Genomic DNA, 22,962 nt, shown 5'->3' with positions numbered 1-22,962 from the left:
ACTATCCCGGCGGGTACAGGTGCTCGGCACGCTGGAACAGCACCCAGCTGGTCGCGATGTACTTGTCGCCCCCCTCCGGCCGGTTGCCGCGATGGGTATGGGTGAACCCGGCCGGGGCGATCAGCAGTGACCCGGTCCGCGGCGCGATCCTGCGGCGCTGGTGGAGGAACTCGGTCTCGCCGGCCGCGAACCCGTCGTTGAGGTACACCGTCCAGAGCAGGTGGCGGTGCAGGGTCTCGGCCTGGCCATCACGCGGGAACAGCTCGCAGTGCCAGTAGGGGTAGCCACCCTGTCCGGCGCGGTAGCGCTGCAGGTTGATGGCGCCGGGGCGGAACACCAGGCGCAGCAGCGGCGCCAGCTCGGCGTCGGCCATCCCCCGGACCCGTTCCGCGTCCAGTCGCGTGGGCCGGCCGCCGGCATCGGTGACCTGGAGCATCAGGGGCGCGATCAGCGTGTACGGCCAGCGGCGCACGTAGTCCATCAGGCCGCGCAGCATCGCCGCGTTGAGCAGGCCTTCCAGCTGCAGCCATTCCGGACGGCCGCTGATGGTCAGGTCGTGGCTGTCCTTGAGTTCCACGTGGACACCGCCGCCGACCCGGCCGCGGCCGAGGTCGCCGCTCGCCTCGAAGCGCTCCACCAGCGTGCGGCAGCTGGCGGCGTCGAGCGCGTCCTCGGTCACGTGGATGAAGTCGTCGCGGCGGTCACCGTCCATGTGCGGGTCCGATGTGAACTGGTGGCCGATGGTCCCACGTCCAGGGGTGCCGGACCACGCGCCACGACGGATGTGTAAACGACCCGGGTACGGGTGTAGCACGCGGGTTACACCTGCCGATGCGACCGCTGCTGCCTGGATGTGCGCCGTGCCAGGGCGCCACCCGGCCTCCGGGATGGCACACGGGTGTTACACCAGCGGACGCGAAAACATCTCGCGTTGTTCGTAACTGATTGAAGTAAAAGGACATTTATGCTTGGCATGCACCGTGCGTTGGTTCCCTTGCATCCATTCGGGAACCACCCCCATGTCAAGCCAAGCCCGTCTCCGCAGCGGGGCCCTGATCGTCTCCGTGAGTCTGCTGGCGTTGGCGCCCCTGCTCGCCCAGGCATCCGGCGCGCGCCACTCCGACAAGGCGCGGCATGGCGAGATCGTGGTCCTGCGTGATGTGCACGCCCGCCACGCGTACCGCTCGATGCCGCCGGGAATGGCGGTCATCGTGGATCCCTCGCCGCGCACCGAGCTCGAACGCGTCCTCGGCACCGGTGAGCTGACCGACGCCGAGTTCGCCGCCCTGGGCGCCAGCACCGGCGCGGGACCGGTTGCCGGGCCGACCACCGTCGAGCGGATGACCCGGCATGCCGTGGGCGGCTCGCTGGATGTGCTCACCGGGAATTCGGGGCCGCTGTCGGGCGCCTCGCTCAGCGGCAGCGTTTCGGTGCCGATCGGCGCCGTGCACCGCGCCACCGGCGGGATCGCGGACCAGATCAATGGTGCGCTGGCGCAGTTCCCGCTCATGGGCCAGGCATCGCAGTCGACCACCCCGCCGGGAGGCCCCTGAACCATGGCGACGCGGTTTCCGCTGCTGCTCCTGGCCTGTCTCGCTTGCGCCGCTCCGGCAGCCGCCGACGAGCCGGCGGCCGAATCCTACGAGGCGCTGCTCGGCTATCTCGCCCACAGCCACATCGGTGACAGCGCGCTGGCCGGTGCCAGTGGCGCCATCGCGGTCAACCAGGCCGCCGGCGACCTGAACATGCAGGCCAACGTGCACGCCCTCGCCAGCGGCGGGCACGCCGATGCGGCGGCAACCGCGCGCCAGTCGCGCGGCGGCGACCGTTTCGACACGCCGCACCGGGCCGAAGCCGGCATCGGCGGCCGGGCCCTGGCGGGCGCCAGCGGAATCGTATCGATCAACCAGGCCAGCGGGAGCGGCAATGCCGAGGTGAACCTCGTCACCGCGACGCTGGCGGCACAGGGCATACGCGAGACGGGCGACGAAGGTCTGTCGCTCGTTTCCGCGTCGGCGGGGGAGCAGACCTCCATGGATCCGCGCGCGACCGCCAGCGGCTCGCGCTCAGTCGCGGTGGAAGCCACGGCACTGCGGGGATTCTCGGGAGTGCTGCAACTCAACCAGGTCGCCGGCTCGGGCAATGCGACGAGCAATCAGCTCGCACTGGATTTCCGGGGCAGGTGACACCCGTTCCACCCGTGGTACCAAAGAGAGAGAGAACCATGAACGTCAACCTGAGGAAAACCGCGATGGCGGTCGCGGTGGCTGCCCTGGTGGCCAGCCCCGCCGCCTTCGCGCAAAGCGTCGACGACCCGAACGCGGACGCCGACATCCTGCACAACCACGTGGTCGTCGAGGACTGGGACATCACCGTCGACGACATCCGCAACATGGAAACCAACACCACCGAGCGCAACTACACCGAGAACATCAACGTCAATGCCGATGTCAATGCCGCGATCGACGCCGACATCGACCTGGTGCTCGATGCCGCCGCGGTGATCCGCTACAACGACACCTACGACAACACCGTCACCAACAACGAAACCAACACGGTGACCAACACGCTCGACAACACCGAGACCAACACGATCACCAACACGCTGGCCAACAGCGAAACCAACACGGTGACCAACACCGCCAGCGATACCTTCAACAACACCGTCAACAACACCGAGAACTACACCCTGGACGTGGACCAGGACTACTCGGTCAACGAGAGCCGTACCTACGCCGAGGACATCCGGGTCACCGGCGCGCTGAGCGAGAACTACCTCGTCGACCAGCGTCTCACCTCCAGCGAGAACTACGTCGTCGACCAGCGCATGTCGACCAACGAGGTGTACGAGAACGTCGATGTCGACTCCGACATCCGTCGTGAGCAGAACGAGCACGGCCGCTCGGTCTACTTGTCGAAGGACCTGTCGGTGAGTTCGGACATCGCGTTCACCGGCGCCCCCGAGATCACCGGTTCGATCGACCTCGACTCGGCCGCGATCGCGGTGGTCGATGGCCGCCAGACCACGGTGGGCAACGAGGGCAACAACGACACGCTCGAGAACATCGCCGCGATCGGCGACGACGCGGGTGGTGGCGCCTCGGGCAACCTGGGCTTCAACGTCGCCGCTGGCGACAACAACGCCCAGGACAACGCCGCGGCGCTGTCGGCGGCCGACGCCAGCTTCGCCTTCGGCATGGCCGATGCGGAGATCTTCAACAACCAGCTGGGCGCCAGCAACGTCACCAACAACGCGGGCGTCGCCAACGCCGCCGGCCTCAGCGGAGCGGCCTTCAGCGGCGCGTCGGGCAATATCAACGTCAACGCCGCTTCGGGCAACAACAACGCCCAGCGCAACTCGCTGGCCGCCTCGGTGGCCACCAGCGCCTATGCGCAGGCCTCGGTGGCCTCCGACCAGGTCTCGACCGGCAACGTGACCAACAACGCCGGCACCATGACCGAGGTCCAGGACACCCTGACGCTGACCATCGGCGGCACGCTCACCGGTACCGACGGCTCGGCGGGCAGCTATGCCGGCCGTGGCGCGGCCTACCAGATGGGCAACATCTATCCGGAGGTCTGGGGCGCCGACGGCAACGACGGCAACCATCCCGATTCGCCGCGTCTGGGCCACCTCGACATGGACGGCGACATGCAGGGCTCGATCGACAACCCGTACCGCGACTCCGACGAGTTCGGGAGCATCGGCGGCATCGCCTTCGACACCGACGAGGCCGGCACCATCGACCTGTCGGATGCCGAGATGGCCGCTGCCCTCACCGGCACCCTGGACATGAGCTACCAGGTGGCGGTCGCGGCGACCAACAGCGCCACGCTGACCGGTGCGGCCTTCAACGGCGCCTCCGGCAACATCGGCGTCAACATCGCCTCCGGCAGCGGCAACCTGCAGTCCAACAGCCTGTCGCTGGCGGTCGCGCAGCCGTCCACCGGTGGTACCCCGCCGGTCGATCCGGGCCCGGGTGGCTGAGCTGCGCGTCGCCTGACCGGAGCACGTGCGTCAAGCCCGGCCCTTCCCTGAGGGCCGGGTTCCCCGAAAGCCCCGCTCCACTTCCCCCGGGAGCGGGGCTTTCCCTTCCAGGAGGTGGTCCGATGGGTTCCCGGAACAGGCTCCGCGTGCTCGCGGCCTGCGCTTTCCTCGCCGCCGGGAGCGATCCGGCCGGTGCGGCGGAAGTGGCCTTCAGCGGCGTGCTGCCCAATGGGGCGGTCTACACCACCCCGGTCGAAAGCATGACCGAGCGCCGCTTCCGCCACCTGGTGCGGCAGCAGACCGACTACAGCTGTGGCGCGGCATCGCTGGCGACCCTGTTGAAGTACGCCTACCACCTGGACGCCGACGAGCCGATGGTGATCGAGGGGATGCTCGGGAACGCGGACGCGGAACTGGTGGCCCAGCGCGGGTTCTCGTTGCTGGATATCAAGCGGTACGTGGAGTCGCTGGGCATGCGCGGGCGCGGCTACCGGGTCGACGAGGAGCGGCTGCGTTCGCTGCGGGTCCCCGGCATCGTGCTGATGGACGTCAACGGTTTCCGGCACTTCGTGGTGCTCAAGCAGGTCATCGGCGACCGGGTGGAGCTCGGCGATCCGATCCTCGGCAACCGCAGCGTGCCCCTGGACGAGTTCCTCGCCTCGTGGCCGTCGCGCGCCGTATTCGTCGTGATAGGCAGTGACTTCGACCGCAACACGGTACTGCTGGAGCCGATGGAGCGCCCCAGCGCGCGGCGGCTGCTGGCACGCCAGGTACCGGTCACCGACGCCGAGCTGCTCGACTTCGGGTTCACCCATGCGGATCTCTTCTAGGGAGTGGTGGCCATGCTCACCCGATCTTTCCTCATCCTGGCCGGAGGCGCGCTCGCAACCCTGCTGGCGCTCGCCTGCCCGGCCCCGGCGGCCGCGACACAGCCCGGCCGCGGCCTGACCGAAATCCCCGACCCCGAGCTCGAGCTCATGCGCGGCCGCTACACGGTCGGCGGCAACTCGGTCGCCTGGTTCGGGGTCACCATGATCTCCACCTGGACCGATGCCGCCGGGCGCACGCTCGAGGGCGGCATGACCCTGGGCCTGGATTTCAGCGACGGCGCCCAGGTGCCGGTGGTCAGCTTCACCCCGGTGGTCAGCATCACCGATGCCGACGCTCCGCTGCCGGTGACCGGCGGCGGCGCGCGCAGCATCGATGCATCCGGCCTGGCCAATGCGTCGGGCCTGCTGCAGAGCGTGCAGGTCGCCGGTGACGGCAACACCGCCAGCAACCTGGCCCACTTGCGGGTGCGCGAGGGCAGCGGCGCGCCGGACGGCAGCGCCATGCCGATGTACGGGCATGACGCGGTGAGCCGGCTCGGCGATGCCACCGTGCTGGCCGGCTTCGATGGCAGCACCGCCAGGGTGAAGTTGCAGATCGACGGCCAGGGCGCGGTCGAGCAGTGGATCCGCAGCGGCAGCCTGGGCCAGAGCATCCAGCTGGCGGCCGACCACCAGGTCGCCGCCAACCGGCTGCAGATCGACTTGGTGCAGCAGCCGCTGGCGGCGCAGGCGATGCTCGCGCAGACCGTCGCCCAGGCCATGGTCACGGCCCGCGGCATCGGCCCGGGCATCTGAGGCAGGTCCGGCGCCGGCAGGGGGCGCCGGACCGGGGGAAGTCGATGGACACCAACGCATCCACCGCGGTACGCGCGCTTGCCGCCGCCGCACTCGCGGGGTTGGGAGCCGGCGGTTTCGCCGGCGCCGCCCAGGCCCAGTCGCCCGTCGGCCCGCAGGCACCGCCGGCAACGCAGGCGCAGCCCGCCCAACCGGCAGGAGACGAGGCCGGGGAACTGCAGGCGCTGACCGCGCAGCTGGAGGCGCTGAAGCACAGCTACGCGCAGGAGGTTCGCAGGCTGCGCGAACTGGACATGCAGCTGCAGGCCCTGCAGTCGCGGATCGAGCGCGGTACCGCGGCTGCTCCGGACCCGCAATCGGGGGCGCCGGTCCCGGCACCTCCGCAACCGCCGCCGCCCCCGATGCCGCCGTCTGCCCCCGGCACCGCCGCGGCCGCCGCAGCGGCCGAGCCGCCGCCCGGGCATGCCGGCACCGCCGAGGAGGCCGAGCGCGCCCAGCAGGCGACGATGCGCAGCGTGCAGGACGTCAAGCAACAGCAGCAGGCCCTGTTCAACCGCCGCCTGACGTTGGAGAACAGCCTTTCCTACAACCGTTACGACCGCAAGCAGCTGACCCTGACCGGCTTCCTGGCGCTGGACGCGATCTTCCTGGGCAACATCGCCATCGAGAACGTCGAATCCGACACCCTGACCTGGACCGCGGCCGCACGTTACGGCCTCAACCCGCGCACCTCGCTCAACATCGAGGTGCCGTGGCTGGCGCGCAAGACCGTCTACCAGAAGGGCGGCGCCGGCGGCGCGGCCAGCGCGATCGCCCAGGAGCACACCACCGGCACCGGCCTGGGCGACATCACCCTGAGCGCGAACTACCGCGTGTTCACCGAGCGGGCCAACTGGCCCGACACCGTGCTGACCGTGGGCGTGACCGCGCCCACCGGGCAGGAACCCTACGGGGTGTCGTGGCGGGTGCTGGAGCGCGACGACGACGGCTTCATCCGCTTCGCGGTGCCCGAGGAGGAGCCCACCGGCAGCGGGGCCTGGCAGGCCAACGTAGGCATGTCCTTCGTCAAGACCGCCGACCCGGCGATCCTGTTTGCCAACTTCGGTTACATGCACCCGTTTGCCAGGCGTTTCGACGACCTGGACAACAACCCCGACACGGTCAATCCCGGCGAGGTCTGGCTGGGCCGGTCGTTCTACTTCGGAGCCGGCCTGGCGTTCGCCTTCAACGAGCGCACCAGCCTGAGCCTTTCGGTCAGCGACAAGCTGAGCGCGCGCGCGCGCACCCGCTACGACGAGGGCGACGGCAACTGGTTGAAGGTGATCGGCAGCGACGCCAACGCGGCGATGTTCAACCTGGGCGTGACCTATGCGCTCAGCCCGAATGCCACCTTCGTCACCCAGCTCGGGATCGGCCTGACACCCGACGCCCCCGACTTCAGCCTGATCTTCAAGGTGCCATACATGCTCTAGTGCCCGCGGCCGCCAGTGCGGCGCAGCTGCGTGACAGGCAGCTGGTGCTTCCGGCACAGCCGGTACACGGTCATCCGCGAGACTCCGAGCCGGCGCGCGGCCTGGCTGACGTTGTAGCCGCTGTCGCGCAGGCAGCCCAGCAGCATGTCGCGTTCGGCGTCGATGCGGGCGCGGTCCAGGCCGCGTCCCCCTGGCGCCGGCCCGGCCTCCGGCAGTTCCAGCTCGCCGGCGCTGATCAGCTCGGACTCGGCCACCACGGCCGCGCGCTGCACCCGGTTGAGCAGTTCGCGCACGTTGCCCGGCCAGTCGAAGGCGGCCATGGCACGCCGTGCCCCGGCGCTGAAACCCCGGGCGCGGGTGGCATGCAGCTGGCGGAAACGGTCGAGGAAATGCTGCGCGAGCAGCACGATGTCCTCGCCGCGGTCGGCCACCGGCGGCATCCGCAGCCGCAGGACGTTGAGGCGGTAGTACAGGTCGGCACGGAAGCGCCCGGCGGCGATCGCCTGCTCGAGGTCGACGTGGGTGGCCGCGATCACCCGCACATCGGTTTCCACCGGCTGGTGGCTGCCGACCCGCTCGATCGTGCCCTCCTGCAATACCCGGAGCAGGTTGGTCTGCGCATCCAGGGGCAGGTCGCCGATCTCGTCCAGGAACACCGTGCCGCCATGCGCGGCTTCGAACAGCCCGGTCCGGCGGGCGGTCGCGCCGGTGAAGGCGCCGCGCTCGTGCCCGAACAGTTCGGACTGCACCAGGTTGTCCGGAATCGCGCCGCAGTTGAGCGGCGCGAACACCCTGCCGGCGCGCGGCGACAGGTCGTGCAGCGCGCGCGCGGCGACCTCCTTGCCGGTGCCGGTCTGGCCGGTGATCAGGGTGGGCAGGTCGATCGGGGCGAACTTCCTGATGGCGGCGATGGTGGCCAGCATTGCCGGGCTCCGCCCCACCAGCGCGTCCAGTCCGCCGGTGCTCTGCGGCGCCGGCGGGCCGGCCAGTTCGGTGACCGCCGCGATCAGCGCCTCGGTATCCGGGGCGCGGGTGAAGTGGCGCCGGCACTGCGCCAGCAGGGGAGCCAGGGCCGGGGCCTGCGCCAGCCGCCGAGGGATGATGGCCAGGAACGGCAGGTGCCGGTACTCACCGGCCAGCTGCGCGGCGTGCCCGGCGGCCGCCGCATCCGCCTCGCGCAGGTCCAGCATCCCGACCACGGTGTCGCCCGCCCGCAGCCCGATGCCGTCGCGGCCGCGGCCGGGCGGGATCGCCCGCAGCTGCCAGCCGGCGGCGGCGAGCGCCTTGCGCTCGCGCGCAAGCGGCTCTCCAAACCAGACCACGCATTGTCCGGGCCCGGCGGTAACTGCGGCCATGCCTCCCCCGAAGCGGTCTGGGTGTCCATGGCGGCGGAAGGCAGGGCCCGGAGCGGGCCTCCGGAACCGCCGCGGCGGTCCTGTGTGTGCCTGTCGGACAACGCGGCCGGTACCCGGAAGCGGACAGCGTCGCGGCTCAGCCGGTGCCGGCGTCGTGCTCGCGGTGGTAGCGGCCTGCCTCTTCGACCTCGGTCCTGGAACCCAGGAACACCGGGACCCGCTGGTGCAGTGCGGCCGGGGCCACCTCCATCATGCGCTGGCGGCCGGTGGTCGCCGCACCGCCAGCCTGTTCGACCAGGAAGGCCATCGGGTTGGCCTCGTACATCAGGCGCAGCTTGCCGCCCTTCGCCTCGCACTTGGCGTCCAGCGGATAGGCGAAGATGCCGCCGCGGGTCATGATGCGGTGCACGTCGGCGACCATGCTGGCCACCCAGCGCATGTTGAAGTCCTTGCCGCGCGGGCCGGTCTTCCCCGCCAGCAGGTCGCCGATGTAGGCCTGCATCGGTGGCTGCCAATGGCGCTGGTTGGACATGTTCACCGCGAACTCGGCGGTCTGTTGCGGGATCCGGATGTCGCGGCCGGTCAGCACGAAGCTGCCCACCTCGCGGTCCAGGGTGAAAACATGCGTGCCGTGGCCGACGGTCAATACCAGGGTGGTCTGCGGACCGTACACGCAGTAGCCGGCGGCCAGCTGCGCGGTGCCCGGCTGCAGGTAGTCCGCATCGACCGGGTCGCAGCCCTGGCGCGGGCACGGCAACACCGAGAAGATGGTGCCGACCGAGACGTTGACGTCGATGTTGGAGCTGCCGTCCAGCGGATCGAACAGCAGCAGGTAGCGGCCGCGCGGGAACTCGTCGGGAATCGGCTGGCTGTGGTCCATTTCCTCCGAGGCAAGGCCGGCCAGGTGGCCGCCCCAGGCATTGGCTTCCATCAGCACGTCGTTGGCGATCACGTCGAGCTTCTTCTGCGCCTCGCCCTGGATGTTGACGCTGGCCTCGCCGGGCCGGCCGGCATCGCCCAGCACGCCCCCCAGCGCGCCCTTGCCGACGGCGATCGAGATCCGCTTGCAGGCGCGCGCCACCACCTCGATCAGCAGGCGCAGGTCGGGTTCGATGTGGCCGGCCCGCTGCTCCTCGATCAGGAACCGGGTCAGCGAGCAGGGCTGGGGGTCGTTGGGCGTCAGGGACATGGCGCTCGGATGCAGTGGCGGGAGCCTCATTGTAGGCCGCCGCTGCCGGGCTCCGCGCCGGCTCAGGCGGCCTGGTGCAGCCGCCGCATGCGCCGCAGGGTATCCGCGAACCGCGCCCGCGAGTGTTCAAGCATCAGGAGGGGGGCCGCCGGCTCGGCCGCGTCCAGAAGGCGCCGCGCGTCTTCAAGGGCCTGCTCGGCGGCGGCGTACGCGTCCGCATCCAGGTAATCGGCCAGGCGCCGCAGGTGGGCCCCGGCGCGGCGGGCGAAGCGCGGGTCCTCGCCCTGGCCGGCCCGCGATACCGCTTCGTCCAGCGTGTCGTCCAGGCGCTCGAGTTCCCGCGTGAGCAGGTTGGCAGTGCGGGTCCGGAGTGGATACGGGAGTGCGGGGGAACAGGACGGCATGGGTGATTGGCTGCTGGCGGTGCGGGGGACCGCGAATGGTCACCCGTCGCCTGTGAGCGCCCGGTGGAAACACTGTCAAGCCGGTCCGCGTGCCCGAACCGGCCTGAGCGGCTGCGTGGGCGTCAGACGTCCCCGTCCTCCAGCCAGCCCTCGCCGGTGCCGCGGTTGTAGACCCGGTCGCTGTCGAGCACGGTGCCGGCGGGAACCGAATCGAGCTTCGCCAGCCGCTGGTAGATCGGCGCGAAGTCCGGGCCGGTGGCCTCCATCAGCTGCTCGAAGCTGTCGATCACGAAATAGGTCTTCTGGTAGGTGTCGATCCGGTAGCGGGTGCGCATGATCCGCTCCAGGTCGAAGCCGATCCGGTTGGGCGCTTCGCTTTCCAGGCAATGGATCGACTCGCCCTTGGAGCTGACGATGCCACTGCCGTAGATGCGCAGCCCGTCCTTCTGGCGGATCAGGCCGAACTCCACCGTGTACCAGTACAGCCGGGTCAGGTTGACCAGCGCGTCCTCGCCAAGGCCGTGTGCCTTCACCCCGCCACGGCCGTACGCCTCCATGTAGTCGGCGAACACCGGGTTCATCAGCAGCGGCACGTGGCCGAACAGGTCGTGGAACAGGTCCGGCTCGGACAGGTAGTCCATCTGCTCGGGCTTGCGGATCCACCAGGTCACCGGAAAGCGGCGGTTGGCGAGGTGGTCGAAGAAGGTCAGTTCCGGCAGCAGGCCCTCCACCCCGATCAGCTCCCAGCCGGTGGCGGCGCGCAGGATCGGGTTGAGGTCGTCGAACCTGGGGATCCGGTCCGGAGTCATCTCCATCGCCGCCAGCGCGGACAGGAACTCGTCGCTGGCGCGGCCGGGCAGGACCTGCTTCTGGCGCTCGAACAGCTGCGCCCAGACCCGGTGGTCGGTGCCGGTGTAGCTGCCCCAGGGCTGCTCGACCACGGAGGTGGTGTAGACGGGCACGTAGCCCTTGTCGGTCATCTGGTGTTCGACGCGATTGGGCAGGTTCATGGCGCGCTCCTTGCGGGCAGGATCGGGTGGACTGCCTACGCTAGCGCAGCTGGGCCGCAATCGGGTTGCGTTATTGCAGGGAACGCGTGGGTAGGCGCAAGGATGTTGCGTTGGGGGTATGGTTGCGGAATGGCGTTGGTGTGGTGCGATTTCATCGCACCCTGCGGAGGCGATATGGCTGCGGATTCACTGGACCGGACCGACATTCTGCTGCTCGCCGAACTGCAGCGTGCGGGACGGCAGACCAACGCCGAACTGGCCGAGCGGGTAAACCTGTCGCCGTCCGCCTGCCTGCGCCGGGTGCAGCGGCTCGAGCGCGAGGGCGTGATCTCCGGCTACCGCGCACTGCTCGACCCCGAGCGCCTGGGCCTGGGCCTGCACGCCTTCGTCCGGGTCCAGCTCGACCACCACGACAGCGCCGCGATCGCGTCGTTCGGCGACTTCGTCAACCAGTGGGACGAGGTGATCGCCTGCCACGCGCTCACCGGCGACATGGACTACCTGCTGCACGTCGCGGTGCGCGACCTGGAGCACTTCTCGCGCTTCCTGCTGGACCGGTTGCTGGCCCAGGCCGGGGTCGACGACGTGAACTCGAGCTTCGTGCTGCGAACCGTGAAGGCCGACCGCGGCCTGCCGCTCGACGGCGGCTGAGCCACCGGGTCGCAACCCGCCCTCAAGGTTTGCCAAGCGTGGCCGATACGGTATCGGGAAGGTGCGGCCCGGGCACCGGGGGCGGGGAAGCTGGCAATCATGAAACCAAGGCTGAGCGCCGATTTCCGCTTCGCCCTGATGGTCCTGTTCGGCGGCCTGGCAGTGCTGGCGATCACCCCTTTCGCGGTGTACCGGTTTGCTTCCGGGCAACTGGTCGCCGGGCTGGTGGACGTGCTGATCGAACTGGTGATCGTCGCGATCGTCGCCTATGCCTGGCGCAGCGGGAACATGGACCGCGCGGGCCTGCTCGCTTCCCTGGCCACCTCGGCTGGCTGTGTCGCGGTGGGGACCGTGGGCGGCCTGGCCGGCGCGCTGTGGCTGTACCCGGTACTGGTGGCGAACTTCCTGCTTGCCGGGCGCATGACGGCGATCGCCATCTCTGCCGGAGCGGTGCTGGCGATGGTGAGCGGCGATTCGCTGGGCGACTGGCCCGCGCGGGGCTCGTTTGCCGCCTCGGCGATCGTGCTGTCCGTGTTCGCCTGGCTGTTCAGCAACCACTCCGAGCAGCAGCGCCTCCACCTGGAACGCCTGGCGGGCCGCGATCCGCTCACCGGGGCACTGAACCGGCGCGGCATGGACGGCGAGCTGCAGGCGGTGATCGCGGCCGCGGGGCGCGACGGGGCGCCGGCGGGCCTGGCGGTACTCGACCTGGACGACTTCAAGCAGGTCAACGACCGCCACGGCCACGAGGCCGGCGACGGGGTACTGGTGCAGTTCGCCGAACTGGTGCGGCGCGCCACCCGGGCCAGTGATCGCCTGTACCGCACCGGCGGAGAGGAGTTCGTGCTGCTGATGCCGGGCGCGGACGCGGCAACCCTGGCCCGGATCGCCCGCGGCCTGCGGCGTGCCGTCCGTGACCAGGTGCGCTGTGGTGGCGAGCCGGTGACGGTCTCCATTGGCGCCACCCCGGTGCGGCCCGATGACAGCGTCGCCAGCTGGTACGCCCGCGCCGACCGGGCGATGTACCGGGCCAAGCGCGAGGGCCGGGACCGGGCGGTGGTGGATGCCGGGGTGGACCCGGCGCCCGGGGGCCGCTCCCGGGGCTAACGGGCAGGCGCGGCCTGTCCGGCGCAGTCGGCCAGCCGCAGCCAATCGTGCAGGCGCGGGCGCTCGCGTTCACAGTGCGCGAGCGCCTCGATGCGCGCGGCCTCGCGGGCCTCGGCGGCGGCCGCCTCGGCCCGCTCGCGCTGGATCGCGGCGATCCGTGCCCGCAGCTGCGGCAGCGCCGCCAGGGCCGCGCGTTCGCCTTCCATGATCGCGGTGTTGCGGCGGGTGAAGTCGGCCGGACCGATGTCCGACACGGCAGGGCGGATCACCACGTCGGCGCGCGCCAGTTCCTGCTCGCCCAGCTTGCTGCCCATGATCGCGATCGACTGGTTGACGATCCCCAGCAGGTGGGTCGGGGTGCTGCCGCTGGCGCGGTTGGAGATGTCGACCGCGACCACCACGTCGGCGCCCAGCCCGCGGGCGGCGTCCACCGGCACCGGGCTGGTCACGCCGCCGTCCACGTAGTGCTTGCCGGCGATGGCCACCGGTTCGAACACGCCCGGGATGCTGCTGGAGGCACGCACCGCCTGGCCGGTATTGCCGCGCACGAACACCGCGCGCTCGCCGGTCTCCAGCCGGGTGGCCACCGCGGCGAACGGGATCCGCATCCGGTCGAGCGGACGGTTTTCGACCAGCTCGTTGACGTAGTCCTGCAGCTTGCGGCCCTGCAGCACGCCACCGGAGAACAGCCGCACGTCGCGGATCCTGTCCTCGTCCAGGCCGAACGCCTGCTGCTGCAGTTCGAACGGGTCCATGCCGCTGGCGTACAGCGCGCCCACCACGCTGCCGGCACTGGTGCCGGCGACCACGTCGGGCTTCAGCCCGTTGGCCTCCAGCATCTTGATCACGCCGATGTGGGCGAAACCCTTGGCCGCGCCGCCACCCAGCGCCAGGCCGATGCGCACCGGCTCCGGCACCTGGACCGGCGTGGCGACCGGCGGCGGGGCCGACCGCTCGGGCGTGCCCAGGCACGCCGCCAGCAGCAGGGTGAGCCCGGCCAGCAGCGCCGGCCGCACGCAACGCAACTTGATCATCGAACCCGGCCCACGCTCATCGGACCGCCGAGCGTACCTCCGGCCGCTTGAACGCCGCCCCCATCCCGAGCGGTGAGTGCGACAGCCGCCCCCGGGCGGCGTATCGCACCGCATGCCTCAAAACCGGTTGTCCCCATCCAGCAACCGTCCCAACCCACCCAGCACCGAGCCCTCGCCGCGGTCCTGGCCCCCGCCGCCCGGCGCCGCCGCCAGCATCCGCCCGGCCATGCGCGAGAACGGCAGCGACTGCAGCCAGACCTTGCCCGGCCCGGTCAGCGTGGCCAGGAACACGCCCTCGCCGCCGAACATCATGCTGCGGATGCCGCCGACCGGCTTCACGTCCATGTCCACGCCGTGGTGGAAGGCCATGACACAGCCGGTATCGACGTCCAGCCGTTCGCCCGGGGCCAGGTCGTGCTCGACCACGGTGCCCCCGGCGTGCACGAACACCCAGCCGTCGCCCTCGAGCTTCTGCATGATGAAGCCTTCGCCGCCGAACAGGCCGGTGAGGATCTTGCGCTGGAAGTGGATGCCGACCTGCACCCCGCGGGCGCCGGCCAGGAAGGCATCCTTCTGGCAGACCAGCCGGCCGCCGTGGTCGGACAGTTTCATCGCCAGCACGGTGCCCGGGTACGGCGCGGCGAAGGCGACCTTCGCCTTGCCCTGCCCGGTATGGGTGAACACGGTGGTGAACAGGCTTTCGCCGGTGATCACCCGCTTGCCGGCGGTGAACAGCTTGTCCACGAAACTGCCGCCGGAGCGGCCGTCGCCGAAGGCGGTGTCCATGCGCACCGACGCATCCTTGTACATCAGCGCCCCGGCTTCGGCGATCGCGCTCTCGCCGGGGTCCAGCTCGACCTCGACGAACTGCATGTCGGTGCCGACGATGCGGTAGTCGATCTCGTCGTCGCGACCGTGCGTGCTGCCGGCGCTGAAGTACGGGCGTTCCATGTCGGTTTCCTTTTGGGCGGTCACGGGCAAACGAGTCTAGGGTGATCGGGCGGCCGCCGTGGCCGACTATGGGTCACGCCTGCGGAACGGCAGCACCACCCCGCGTTCCTCCGGCGGGCGGTCCCAGATGACCGGTACCTCGTCGGGCGACGGGGGTTCCAGGGCCTCAGCCCCGGCGACGGCGGCATCCTCTTCCTCGATCTCCCAGCTGTAGCGCCGTCGTGCTGCGGCCGGGTCCAGCCGGCGCCACAGCAGCGCCCCGGCCAGTCCGCCGGCAGCGCCGCCCAGATGCGCCTGCCAGGACACCCCGGCCTCGCGCGGGAGCACCGTCATCAGCATCCCGCCGAACAGGAAGAAGGCGATCATCGCCGCCGCCACCGCGGCCCGGTCCCGGCGCAACAGGCCGAGGAAGAACACCAGGAACATCAGGCCGTGGGTCACCCCGCTCGCGCCCAGGTGGTACGAGCCGGGCTCGCCCAGCAGCCAGGCACCCACTCCCGACCCGAGCCAGGCCAGGGGCACGGTGCGGGCGCAGGCGCGCGGGTAGAGACCGGCCGCCAGCGTACCCAGCAACAACAGCGCGATCGCATTCGCCGCCAGGTGCTCGAAGGAACCGTGCAGCAGCGGCGCGCCCAGCAGCCCCTTCAGGCCCGCCGCCGACCCCGGCTGCACCGCCCAGCCGCGCAGGTCCAGGTGCGCCTGCAGCCAGAACACCACCAGCAGCCCCAGCACCGATGCCAGGCTCAGGTTGAAGGCGCGCAGCCAGCGCCGGCGGTCGGCGTGGCGCTGGGCCCGCGGGTCGTCGGAAGCGGCGCTGTCGGGGATGTGCATCCAGCTTGAATGGCGACGCCGTGCAGTGATGCAAGGGGCGATAATGCGCGCATGGACAACGCCAATCCCGTGGTACGCCTCAAGAACGCGTGGAAATCCTCGCATCCGTGGATCTTCCAGCGCCTGGTCGAAAAACCGGCCCAGCGCCCGAAACCGGGCAGCATCGTCGATGTGGTCGGGGTCGACGGCGACTGGATCGGCCGCGGTTTCTACAACGGCCACTCGCGGATCTCGCTGCGGATCCTGGAGACCGACCCGGAGGTCGCGGTCGATGCACGTTGGTTCGCCCGCACCATCGCCCGCGCCGTCGGGCTGCGCCGCGAGGTCTTGCAGCTCGATCAGGTCTCGAACGCCTGGCGGGTGTTCCACAGCGAGGGCGACGGCATCAGCGGCCTGGTGGTCGACCGCTACGACGACCTGCTGGTGCTGGAGTTCTTCAGCGCCGGCGCGTTCCGCTACCGCGAGTGGATCATGGAGGCATTGGCCGCGCAGTTCCCCGGCTGCCGCTTCCACGCCTTCGCCGACGAGCACGTGCAGAAGCAGGAGAGCTTCGATTTCCATGGCTTCACCAGCAGCCAGGGTCCGACGCCGCCGGCGGTGATCACCGAGCACGGGGTGAAGTTCCGCGCCGACCCGGCCGGGGCGCACAAGACCGGCTTCTTCGCCGACCAGCGCGAGAACCGCGAGTGGCTCAGCCGCCACGTCGCCGGCAGGCGGGTGCTGGACCTGTGCTGCAATACCGGCGGTTTCGCGGTGTACTCGGCGGTGCGCGGGGCGGCCGAGGTCACCGGCGTGGACATCGATGCCGACGTGATCGAGATCGCCAAGGGCAATGCCCGGCTCAACAACGTGCGTCCGCGCTTCGTCCAGGCCGACATCTTCCCGTGGCTGCGCGATGCCGCCAACGCAGGCGAGCTGTTCGACGTGGTGGTGCTCGACCCGGCCAAGATGACCCGCGACCGCGAGCAGGTGATCCCGGCGCTGAAAAAGTACCTGGACATGAACCGCTTGGCGCTGTCGGTGGTGAAGCCCGGCGGGCTGCTGGCGACCTTCTCCTGTACCGGACTGGTCAGCGAGGAGCAGTTCCTCGACATGCTGCGCCGCGCGGCGTTCTACTCCAACCGCACGGTGCAGGTGCTGCGGGTGTCGGGCGCTGGACCGGACCATCCGTTCCTGGCCCAGGCGCAGGAATCGCGCTACCTCAAGGCGGTGTTCTGCCGCGTCCTCGACTGAGCGATGCTCAATCCAGGCGACCCGCCAGGCGGGCGCGATAGCGCCCGCGCACGTGGCGGCTGATGTAACTGCTCAGTCCGCTGCCCGCCACGGCCAGTTCCCGCATGTGCCGCACCTCGTCCGGCCCGGGGCGCACGCCGTCGTACAGGTAGCAGTCGCCTCCCTCGAACCCGACCACGATGGCTTCGCCGACCACGGCGTAGCGGGTCACCCCGGAATCGCCGCTGCGGTTGGCGTAGGGCTGCAATGGCGGGAAGGCCCGGATCATGTCCGGCGAGCCTCCGGCAGGCGGCGTGGCCGCGCCGCGAAGCCGGATGCGTCGCAGCGGCTGCGAACGCCGCCGGTACACTGGCGACATGGATTCGCAGATGCTCGTGGTGGGGGTGCTGGCGGCGGTGGCCGCGGCGCTGGTGTTCCTCGGACTGGCCGTGCGCAGGCAGGCACGCGGCGGCGCGGCCGTCGAGGTGGAGCGCCTGCACGGCGAGTGCGGGCGGCTGGCCAGTGAACTGGATGCGGCACGCGAGGCTCTGCGTGCACAGGCGCAGGAAGCCGGCACCGTGCACGGTCGGCTCGGCGGGCTGCAGGCCGCGCTGGAGGAGTCGCGCGCCCGCGCCGCCAGCCTCGAGGCGCGCCTGGAGCAGTCGCAGGCGCGGCTTGCCGAGCTGGATTCCGAACTGGCCGGCGCGCGTGCCAACCTCGAGCACGCCGGGCGCGCCAACACCCAGATGCGCGCCTTCCTCGACGAAGCGCAGGTCAAGCTCTCCGGTGCGTTCAGCGAACTGGCCGGCAAGGTCTTCGAGGAGAAGGGCCAGCAGTTCGAAAAGAACATCCGCCATGCCACCGGGCAGTCGCGCAACGACATCGAGGCACTGCTCAGGCCCTTTGGCGAGCGGATCAAGGATTTCCGCGAACGGGTCGACACGCTCTACGGCGACGAGGCCAAGGAGCGCGCCTCGTTGCTGGGCGCGGTCACCGAGCTCAAGGGCCTCAACCAGGAGATGGCCACCCAGGCCGAGGCGCTGACGCGCGCGCTGAAGGGCAGCTCCAAGGTGCGTGGCGACTGGGGCGAGCTGATGCTCGAGAGCGTGCTGCGCGGCTCCGGGCTGGAAGATGGCGTCCATTACGACCGCCAGAAGGGGACCACCGGCGAGGACGGCGCGCGGCTGCAGCCCGACATCGTGGTGCGGCTGCCCGACGAGCGCTGCGTGGTGGTCGACAGCAAGGTCAACCTGGTGGCCTGGCAGGAGGCGATGAACGCCGGGACCCCGGAAGTGCAGAACGACGGCCTGCGCCGCCATGCCGCCGGCCTGCGCCAGCACATGCGCGACCTGGCGGCGAAGAACTACCCCAAGGCCATCGGTGACTCGGCGCTGGAGATCACCATCGCCTTCGTGCCGATCGAAGGGGCGCTGTCGGCCGCGCTCGGGAGCGATCCCGACCTGCAGACCGATGCCTTCGAACGGCGCATCGTGTTCGCCTCGCCCAACACCCTGATGGCCCTGTTGCGGGTAGTGGAGCGGCTGTGGACGCGGGACAAGATCCAGCGCGAGGCGGTGGCGATCAGCGATACCGGCGGCAAGGTGCTCGATGCGCTGATGGGCTTCGTCGCCGAGTTCGACCTGGTGGGCAAGCGCCTGGACGATGCCAGCGAATCGTTCAAGAAGGCCCGGCACCGGCTCAGCGAATCCAACCAGGCGGTCATTCCCCGGGCCCGGCGCCTGGCCGAGCTGGGCGCGCGCGGGCGCAAGGCCCTGACCGCGGAGCTCAAGCCGGGCGGCAACGACGGGGAACTGGAGGCGGCGCCGGCACCGGTGCGCAAGCTGCTCGGCGCCGCCCTCGAAGGCAGCGACCGGGAGGACTGAACCCGCCGCTCAGAAGTAGTCCGGCGGGATCGAGTCGGCCGGGATGGTCGGCGGCTCTTCCTCGAGCAGGTAGTCCGGCAGGTCGCTGTCATCGCCGCGGTCGCCGAAGATCTGGTACTGCCGGCGCTGCATCCAGGCATCGCGGATCAGCGCGTAGTCGTCGGCCGCGCCCTCGCGCAGGCTGTCGATCGCCATCAGCTGCTCGCGCAGCGAGAGCAGCTGCAGGCCCTGGACGCCGATGCGGACGGTGTCGTCGTTGATCTGGCGCACCGGCGACAGCGGCGCGTCGCCGGCCAGGCCGACGGCGTCGCGCACCGTGCGCGGCCCGAAGAATGGCAGCTCGACATAGCGCGAGTTCTTCCAGCCCCAGACGCCCAGGGTCTGGCCGAAGTCCTCGCTGCTGTAGGGCAGCCCGGCGTCGCTGGCCGGGTCGAACAGCCCGCCCACGCCCAGGGTGGTGTTGAGCACGAAGCGGCCCACCGACTTCCCGGCTTCCTTCGGCTTGCCCTGCAGCAGCGCGTTGAGCGCGGAGACCGGCTGGCGCAGGTTGTTGAAGAAGTTGCGCACGCCGGTGCGCAGCGGGTCCGGCACCACCGCCACGTAGGCCCGCGCCAGCGGCCGGGCAAGCGTCTGGTCGAGGACGTTGTTGAAGCCGTGGACCCGGCGGTTGTAGCGCTCCCAGGGGTCCTGAGGGGTGCTGCCGACGGGGCCGCCGGCGTCGGCCGGGGTCCCGTAGATCGCCTCGAAGTCCAGCTCCGCCGCGGTGGGTTCGCTGTCGGCGACGGGGGCGCCGGGGCTGTCGCCGGAATCGGCGGCGGGGGGTGCCGGATCGGTCGCCGTGGCGGGCACCGGCATCGGCGCGACCGCGTCAGGTGCAGCGGCGGGCGCCGGGCGGACGTTGCCGCCGCTCGCGCAGCCGGCGAGCAGGATGGAGGCAAGCAGGGCCGGCACCACAGCGCCGCGGGTGGCGTTCATGTCCATCGTTCAACCGAAGCGCAGGCGGTCACCGAGGCGGTAGGCGGCGCGCAGCTCGGACAGGCCCGGCGGTGATCCTTCCACCACCAGGCCCTCCGGGTGGCGCGAGGCCAGTTCGGCCAGCAGGGCGATGCCGGCACTGTCCACCGACTCCACCTGCTGCAACCGGGCCACGCGGATCACTTCCGGTGCACCGCCGATGGCGCGCCACAGCCCCGGGACCGCCTCGCGGTCCAGCGGGCCGGTGAAGACCAGGGCGTCGCCCTCACGTTGCACGCGTGCGTCCATGCGCGAGCCGGGCCTCAGTTGCCGGCCTGGACGCGGCCGGCCTTCAGGTCGGCGGTGACCTGTCCGATCGAGCCGCGGGTCAGCGGGCCATCGAACTGGTTGCGGTAGGTCTGCACGAAACTCACCCCCTCGACCATCACGTCGAAGACCTTCCACTGGCCGCCGCTCTGGCGCAGCAGGTAGTCGACCGGGATCGGCTCGCCGCCCGGGCGCTCCATCTCGGTGGCCACGCGGACCATCGCGCCGTCGCGCAGCGGGGTCTCGCCCTTCATGCGCAGGGTGAGGCTGGAGTTGAAGTCCAGCAGCGAGTCGCCGTAGCGCGACATCAGGCTCTCGGCCAGGGCGTCGGCGAAGGCCGCGACCTCGGCGTCGGAGGCCCCGCGGCCATGGCGGCCCAGCACCAGCCGCGCGGAGTACTCGCGGTCGAACATCTGCTCGAACTCCGCGCTGATGAAGGCGCGCAGCTTGCCGCGGTCGGCGGTGAACTCGGCCCGGCGTTGCTGCAGGGTCGACAGGATGCGGCTGAAGTTGTCCTGCACCAGCTGGGCGGGGGTGCCGGCCTGCGCGGCGGCCGCCTGCGGGGCGGGCGCGGCGAGCACCGTGGCCGGCGCGGCGGCCAGCAGGGCGGCGGCGATCGCGGTGGCGAGCAGCGGACGGAAGGAAAGCGTGTTCATGGCGTCACTCCGTGGGGGAGCAGGGGGGACCGGGTCATCGCCGCAACGGCGTTACCGCGGCGGTCGTTACTGCAGGTAGTCGGGCAGGTCGTCGGCGGGTGCCGGGTCGGCGGCCTCGTTGCCGGCATTGTCGCCGCCGCCGCTGAACATGTACTTGCCCACCATCTGGATCAGGTCGACCGAGGACTGGGTCAGGAAGATCTCGTCGCCCTCGCGCAGCGGGTCCGGGTCGCCGCCCGGCTGCAGGCCGACGTAGCTCTCGCCCAGCAGCCCGGAGGTCAGGATCGCGGCGCTGGTGTCGGCCGGCAGGTCGGAGTAGCGGCCGTCGATGGCCAGGGTCACCACCGAGTCCAGCTTCACCGGGTCCAGGCCGATGCCCGAGACGCGGCCGATGGTCACCCCGCCGACCTTGACCGGCGCATTGGTGCGCAACGGACCGAGGTTGGTGAAGCGGGCGGTCACCTCGTAGCTGTCGGGACTGAACCAGCCCAGCCGGCCGTTGGTGGAGCCCAGTGCCAGCACCAGCAGCGAGGCCAGGGCCAGCAGCAGGAAGGCACCGACGGCGAATTCGATACGCGGAGCGCGGGAGGCCATGGTCTATCTCACACGAACAGGAGGGCGGACATCACGAAGTTGAGCATCAGCACCAGCAGCGATGCGTTGACCACCGCGCGGGTGGTCGCCACCGAGGTGCCCTCGATGGTCGGCTCGGCGTGGTAGCCGACATACGCGGCGACCAGCGCGGCAACCGCGCCGAACACCGCGGACTTGATCATCGCCATGCCGAAGTCCTCGGCCAGGTCGACGGCATCGCGCAGCACCTGCCAGAAGACCCCGCCGTCGATGCCGATGACATGCACCGCCTGCAGGTAGCTGGCGCTGATGGCGAAGCTGATGAAGAAGCCGGTCAGCAGCGGCACGCACAGCACCGCCGCCCAGAACCGCGGCGCGACCGCCCGGCCGACCGGGTCGATGCCCATCAGCCCCAGCGCGGTGATCTGGTCGGTGGCACGCATCAGCCCCAGCTCGGCGGCGATCGAGGAGCCGGCGCGGCCGGTGAACAGCAGCGCGGTCAGCACCGGGCCGAGCTCGCGATACAGGCCCAGGCCGAGGATCAGGCTGACCTGGCTGGTCGCGCCGTAGGTATCCAGCGCGCGGTAGGCCAGCAGCGTCAGCGACAGGCCGACGAAGGCGCCGCCGACGGCGATGATCGGCAGCGAGCGCGCGCCGATCTTGTAGATCTCGCGCACGAACTCCCGGAACAGGTCCGCGGTTGGCCGCGAGGCGCGCAGCACCGACAGGGTGAACAGGCCGGCACGGCCGACCGAGCGCACGGTGGACGCCAGGGCCATCAGGCGGCCTCCACGTTGCGCGGCGCGGCATCGAAGGGAATCGGACCGTCCGGTTCGCCGTCCAGGAACTGCCGCACCAGCGGGTCGGCGGTGGCCTGCAGTTCGGCCGGGGTGCCGGAGAACACGATCGCCCCGTTGGCGATCACGATCGCGTGGTCGGCCACCGGCAGGGTCTCGTGCACGTGGTGGGTGACCACGATGCTGGTCAGTCCCAAGGTGTCGTTGAGCCGGCGCACCAGTTCCATCACCACCCCGGAGGCGATCGGGTCCAGCCCGGTCAGCGGCTCGTCGTAGATCATCAGCGGCGGGTCCAGCGCCAGCGCCCGGGCCAGCGCCACGCGCCGGGCCATGCCGCCGGACAGCTCGCGCGGGAAGGCATCGGCGGCCGCGCGCAGGCCGACCGCGTTGAGCTTGAGCAGCACCAGGCGCTCGATCAGCGCGGTGGGCAGTTTCGTGTGCGCACGCAGCGGCAGGGCGACGTTCTCCGCGGCGGTCAGGTCGGTCAGCAGACCGTTGCCCTGCAGCATCACCCCGATGCGCTTGCGCAACTCCAGCAGCTCGCGGGCGCGGGTCGGCATCGGCTGGCCGAACAGGCGCACGTGGCCGGCGGCGGGTTCCAGCTCGCCGGTCAGCGCGGCCAGCAGGGTCGACTTGCCGCTGCCCGAGGGACCCAGCACGGCCACCACCTGACCGCGCGGTACCCGCAGGTCGATGCCCTCGAGCACGCGCCGGCCCCCGCGGTCGAGGCGGACGCCGGAAAGCTCGACGATGGGCGTGGAATCGGGCATCGGTGCGGAGGCCAGGGAGGTCACGGCAGGCAAGCGCGACAGAATGGCCGCGAGGCGCTGAACGGGCGTTCACCCGCTCGCAAAGGGTACTGCCCGCTTCGCCGTGGGTCGAGCGCTGCGGCGGCACGCGGGCCGGCGTGTCTCGCGGGCTGCGACGCGGCTGCGGCAAGATG

Annotated in this window: 24 protein-coding genes and 1 pseudogene; 10 read left to right on the top strand and 15 right to left on the bottom strand. The window is 70.7% G+C overall.

The features are described 5' to 3' along the window. Position 1: 1 nt before the first annotated feature. A complete protein-coding gene (locus LY625_RS06825) occupies positions 2–712 on the bottom strand; it encodes a 2OG-Fe(II) oxygenase (protein WP_233738743.1) in 711 nt (236 codons plus the stop codon). A 307-nt stretch (positions 713–1,019) separates the two neighbouring features. On the opposite strand from LY625_RS06825, the gene LY625_RS06820 reads away from it, so the two are divergent. The 6 genes from LY625_RS06820 (at position 1,020) to LY625_RS06795 (ending at position 7,085) form a co-directional block, all read left to right on the top strand. Further along, positions 1,020–1,553: a hypothetical protein gene (locus LY625_RS06820; protein WP_233738733.1), complete on the top strand. Its 534-nt coding sequence runs from the start codon at positions 1,020–1,022 to the stop codon at positions 1,551–1,553. 3 nt (positions 1,554–1,556) lie between these two features. Continuing rightward, on the top strand, positions 1,557–2,186 hold the full coding sequence (locus LY625_RS06815) for a hypothetical protein (protein WP_233738731.1): 630 nt from the start codon (positions 1,557–1,559) through the stop codon (positions 2,184–2,186). 38 nt (positions 2,187–2,224) lie between these two features. Further along, positions 2,225–3,988: an adhesin gene (locus LY625_RS06810; RefSeq protein ID WP_233738729.1), complete on the top strand. Its 1,764-nt coding sequence runs from the start codon at positions 2,225–2,227 to the stop codon at positions 3,986–3,988. Positions 3,989–4,110: 122 nt separating this feature from the next. Next, a complete protein-coding gene (locus LY625_RS06805) occupies positions 4,111–4,818 on the top strand; it encodes a C39 family peptidase (RefSeq protein WP_233738727.1) in 708 nt (235 codons plus the stop codon). A gap of 12 nt (positions 4,819–4,830) precedes the next feature. Continuing rightward, positions 4,831–5,613, top strand: coding sequence for a hypothetical protein (locus LY625_RS06800; RefSeq protein ID WP_233738725.1), 783 nt, complete (start codon positions 4,831–4,833; stop codon positions 5,611–5,613). A gap of 44 nt (positions 5,614–5,657) precedes the next feature. Beyond that, complete coding sequence (locus tag LY625_RS06795) at positions 5,658–7,085, top strand: transporter (RefSeq protein WP_233738723.1); 1,428 nt, start codon at positions 5,658–5,660, stop codon at positions 7,083–7,085. On the opposite strand, the gene LY625_RS06790 is transcribed toward LY625_RS06795, so the two are convergent. From LY625_RS06790 to phhA, 4 genes are all read right to left on the bottom strand, one after another. Next, on the bottom strand, positions 7,082–8,440 hold the full coding sequence (locus tag LY625_RS06790) for a sigma-54 dependent transcriptional regulator (protein WP_233738721.1): 1,359 nt from the start codon (positions 8,438–8,440) through the stop codon (positions 7,082–7,084). The two genes, LY625_RS06795 and LY625_RS06790, sit on opposite strands and share 4 nt — an antisense overlap. A 136-nt stretch (positions 8,441–8,576) precedes the next feature. Continuing rightward, positions 8,577–9,629: a class 1 fructose-bisphosphatase gene (locus tag LY625_RS06785; RefSeq protein ID WP_233738719.1), complete on the bottom strand. Its 1,053-nt coding sequence runs from the start codon at positions 9,627–9,629 to the stop codon at positions 8,577–8,579. Positions 9,630–9,691: 62 nt separating this feature from the next. Continuing rightward, the gene (locus tag LY625_RS06780) at positions 9,692–10,033 is read right to left on the bottom strand and encodes a hypothetical protein (RefSeq protein WP_233738715.1); all 342 of its coding nucleotides are present in this window, start codon (positions 10,031–10,033) and stop codon (positions 9,692–9,694) included. 122 nt (positions 10,034–10,155) lie between these two features. Continuing rightward, entirely contained in the window at positions 10,156–11,043 is an 888-nt protein-coding gene (gene phhA, locus LY625_RS06775; RefSeq protein WP_233738707.1) for a phenylalanine 4-monooxygenase, read from the bottom strand. A 174-nt stretch (positions 11,044–11,217) separates the two neighbouring features. Here phhA and LY625_RS06770 point away from each other — a divergent pair, with 174 nt between their 5' ends. Together LY625_RS06770 and LY625_RS06765 are read left to right on the top strand one after the other, a co-directional pair. Then, on the top strand, positions 11,218–11,694 hold the full coding sequence (locus LY625_RS06770; protein WP_233738706.1) for an Lrp/AsnC family transcriptional regulator: 477 nt from the start codon (positions 11,218–11,220) through the stop codon (positions 11,692–11,694). A gap of 99 nt (positions 11,695–11,793) precedes the next feature. Then, positions 11,794–12,801, top strand: a complete 1,008-nt coding sequence (locus tag LY625_RS06765; protein ID WP_233738705.1) for a GGDEF domain-containing protein — start codon at positions 11,794–11,796, stop codon at positions 12,799–12,801. Here the strand turns inward: LY625_RS06765 and LY625_RS06760 are convergent. From LY625_RS06760 to LY625_RS06750, 3 genes and pseudogenes are all read right to left on the bottom strand, one after another. Then, a complete protein-coding gene (locus tag LY625_RS06760) occupies positions 12,798–13,835 on the bottom strand; it encodes a patatin-like phospholipase family protein (RefSeq protein ID WP_233738696.1) in 1,038 nt (345 codons plus the stop codon). The two genes, LY625_RS06765 and LY625_RS06760, sit on opposite strands and share 4 nt — an antisense overlap. Positions 13,836–13,952: 117 nt before the next feature. Continuing rightward, positions 13,953–14,765: pseudogene (locus tag LY625_RS06755) on the bottom strand (TIGR00266 family protein); the annotation flags it as partial. Positions 14,766–14,852: 87 nt separating this feature from the next. Beyond that, on the bottom strand, positions 14,853–15,617 hold the full coding sequence (locus LY625_RS06750) for a rhomboid family intramembrane serine protease (protein ID WP_233738687.1): 765 nt from the start codon (positions 15,615–15,617) through the stop codon (positions 14,853–14,855). A 51-nt stretch (positions 15,618–15,668) separates the two neighbouring features. Here LY625_RS06750 and LY625_RS06745 point away from each other — a divergent pair, with 51 nt between their 5' ends. Further along, positions 15,669–16,850: a class I SAM-dependent rRNA methyltransferase gene (locus LY625_RS06745; protein ID WP_233738685.1), complete on the top strand. Its 1,182-nt coding sequence runs from the start codon at positions 15,669–15,671 to the stop codon at positions 16,848–16,850. Between the two features lie 7 nt (positions 16,851–16,857). On the opposite strand, the gene LY625_RS06740 is transcribed toward LY625_RS06745, so the two are convergent. Further along, positions 16,858–17,118 (bottom strand): hypothetical protein, encoded by a 261-nt coding sequence (locus tag LY625_RS06740; protein ID WP_233738683.1) that lies wholly within the window; start codon positions 17,116–17,118, stop codon positions 16,858–16,860. Between the two features lie 88 nt (positions 17,119–17,206). Here LY625_RS06740 and rmuC point away from each other — a divergent pair, with 88 nt between their 5' ends. After that, the gene (gene rmuC, locus LY625_RS06735) at positions 17,207–18,712 is read left to right on the top strand and encodes a DNA recombination protein RmuC (RefSeq protein ID WP_233738682.1); all 1,506 of its coding nucleotides are present in this window, start codon (positions 17,207–17,209) and stop codon (positions 18,710–18,712) included. 9 nt (positions 18,713–18,721) lie between these two features. Here the strand turns inward: rmuC and LY625_RS06730 are convergent, their stop codons facing one another. From LY625_RS06730 to LY625_RS06705, 6 genes are all read right to left on the bottom strand, one after another. Further along, complete coding sequence (locus LY625_RS06730) at positions 18,722–19,687, bottom strand: VacJ family lipoprotein (RefSeq protein WP_233738681.1); 966 nt, start codon at positions 19,685–19,687, stop codon at positions 18,722–18,724. A 9-nt stretch (positions 19,688–19,696) separates the two neighbouring features. Beyond that, positions 19,697–19,975, bottom strand: a complete 279-nt coding sequence (locus LY625_RS06725; RefSeq protein ID WP_233738680.1) for an STAS domain-containing protein — start codon at positions 19,973–19,975, stop codon at positions 19,697–19,699. Positions 19,976–19,989: 14 nt separating this feature from the next. Further along, positions 19,990–20,649 carry an ABC transporter substrate-binding protein gene (locus tag LY625_RS06720; protein WP_233738674.1) on the bottom strand — a complete coding sequence of 220 codons (660 nt, stop codon included), beginning with the start codon at positions 20,647–20,649 and terminating at the stop codon, positions 19,990–19,992. 66 nt (positions 20,650–20,715) lie between these two features. After that, positions 20,716–21,243 (bottom strand): outer membrane lipid asymmetry maintenance protein MlaD, encoded by a 528-nt coding sequence (gene mlaD / locus LY625_RS06715; RefSeq protein ID WP_233738672.1) that lies wholly within the window; start codon positions 21,241–21,243, stop codon positions 20,716–20,718. Positions 21,244–21,251: 8 nt separating this feature from the next. Beyond that, entirely contained in the window at positions 21,252–22,001 is a 750-nt protein-coding gene (locus LY625_RS06710; RefSeq protein WP_233738671.1) for an MlaE family lipid ABC transporter permease subunit, read from the bottom strand. Beyond that, positions 22,001–22,789 carry an ATP-binding cassette domain-containing protein gene (locus LY625_RS06705; protein WP_233739081.1) on the bottom strand — a complete coding sequence of 263 codons (789 nt, stop codon included), beginning with the start codon at positions 22,787–22,789 and terminating at the stop codon, positions 22,001–22,003. The genes LY625_RS06710 and LY625_RS06705 overlap by 1 nt, the downstream gene beginning before the upstream one ends. Between the last annotated feature and the right edge of the window lie 173 nt (positions 22,790–22,962).

The organism is Lysobacter sp. GX 14042, assembly GCF_021390425.1.
Classification (GTDB): Bacteria; Pseudomonadota; Gammaproteobacteria; order Xanthomonadales; family Xanthomonadaceae; genus Novilysobacter.
The sequence above is the reverse complement of the archived record's forward strand: the minus strand, read 5'-3'. Positions and strand labels throughout refer to the sequence as shown.

Coding starts and splice junctions, on each gene's coding strand:
- LY625_RS06825 (WP_233738743.1), bottom strand. CDS start 712: ATGGACGGTGACCGCCGCGACGACTTCATCCACGTGACCGAGGACGCG.
- LY625_RS06820 (WP_233738733.1), top strand. CDS start 1,020: ATGTCAAGCCAAGCCCGTCTCCGCAGCGGGGCCCTGATCGTCTCCGTG.
- LY625_RS06815 (WP_233738731.1), top strand. CDS start 1,557: ATGGCGACGCGGTTTCCGCTGCTGCTCCTGGCCTGTCTCGCTTGCGCC.
- LY625_RS06810 (WP_233738729.1), top strand. CDS start 2,225: ATGAACGTCAACCTGAGGAAAACCGCGATGGCGGTCGCGGTGGCTGCC.
- LY625_RS06805 (WP_233738727.1), top strand. CDS start 4,111: ATGGGTTCCCGGAACAGGCTCCGCGTGCTCGCGGCCTGCGCTTTCCTC.
- LY625_RS06800 (WP_233738725.1), top strand. CDS start 4,831: ATGCTCACCCGATCTTTCCTCATCCTGGCCGGAGGCGCGCTCGCAACC.
- LY625_RS06795 (WP_233738723.1), top strand. CDS start 5,658: ATGGACACCAACGCATCCACCGCGGTACGCGCGCTTGCCGCCGCCGCA.
- LY625_RS06790 (WP_233738721.1), bottom strand. CDS start 8,440: ATGGCCGCAGTTACCGCCGGGCCCGGACAATGCGTGGTCTGGTTTGGA.
- LY625_RS06785 (WP_233738719.1), bottom strand. CDS start 9,629: ATGTCCCTGACGCCCAACGACCCCCAGCCCTGCTCGCTGACCCGGTTC.
- LY625_RS06780 (WP_233738715.1), bottom strand. CDS start 10,033: ATGCCGTCCTGTTCCCCCGCACTCCCGTATCCACTCCGGACCCGCACT.
- phhA (WP_233738707.1), bottom strand. CDS start 11,043: ATGAACCTGCCCAATCGCGTCGAACACCAGATGACCGACAAGGGCTAC.
- LY625_RS06770 (WP_233738706.1), top strand. CDS start 11,218: ATGGCTGCGGATTCACTGGACCGGACCGACATTCTGCTGCTCGCCGAA.
- LY625_RS06765 (WP_233738705.1), top strand. CDS start 11,794: ATGAAACCAAGGCTGAGCGCCGATTTCCGCTTCGCCCTGATGGTCCTG.
- LY625_RS06760 (WP_233738696.1), bottom strand. CDS start 13,835: ATGATCAAGTTGCGTTGCGTGCGGCCGGCGCTGCTGGCCGGGCTCACC.
- LY625_RS06750 (WP_233738687.1), bottom strand. CDS start 15,617: ATGCACATCCCCGACAGCGCCGCTTCCGACGACCCGCGGGCCCAGCGC.
- LY625_RS06745 (WP_233738685.1), top strand. CDS start 15,669: ATGGACAACGCCAATCCCGTGGTACGCCTCAAGAACGCGTGGAAATCC.
- LY625_RS06740 (WP_233738683.1), bottom strand. CDS start 17,118: ATGATCCGGGCCTTCCCGCCATTGCAGCCCTACGCCAACCGCAGCGGC.
- rmuC (WP_233738682.1), top strand. CDS start 17,207: ATGGATTCGCAGATGCTCGTGGTGGGGGTGCTGGCGGCGGTGGCCGCG.
- LY625_RS06730 (WP_233738681.1), bottom strand. CDS start 19,687: ATGAACGCCACCCGCGGCGCTGTGGTGCCGGCCCTGCTTGCCTCCATC.
- LY625_RS06725 (WP_233738680.1), bottom strand. CDS start 19,975: ATGGACGCACGCGTGCAACGTGAGGGCGACGCCCTGGTCTTCACCGGC.
- LY625_RS06720 (WP_233738674.1), bottom strand. CDS start 20,649: ATGAACACGCTTTCCTTCCGTCCGCTGCTCGCCACCGCGATCGCCGCC.
- mlaD (WP_233738672.1), bottom strand. CDS start 21,243: ATGGCCTCCCGCGCTCCGCGTATCGAATTCGCCGTCGGTGCCTTCCTG.
- LY625_RS06710 (WP_233738671.1), bottom strand. CDS start 22,001: ATGGCCCTGGCGTCCACCGTGCGCTCGGTCGGCCGTGCCGGCCTGTTC.
- LY625_RS06705 (WP_233739081.1), bottom strand. CDS start 22,789: ATGCCCGATTCCACGCCCATCGTCGAGCTTTCCGGCGTCCGCCTCGAC.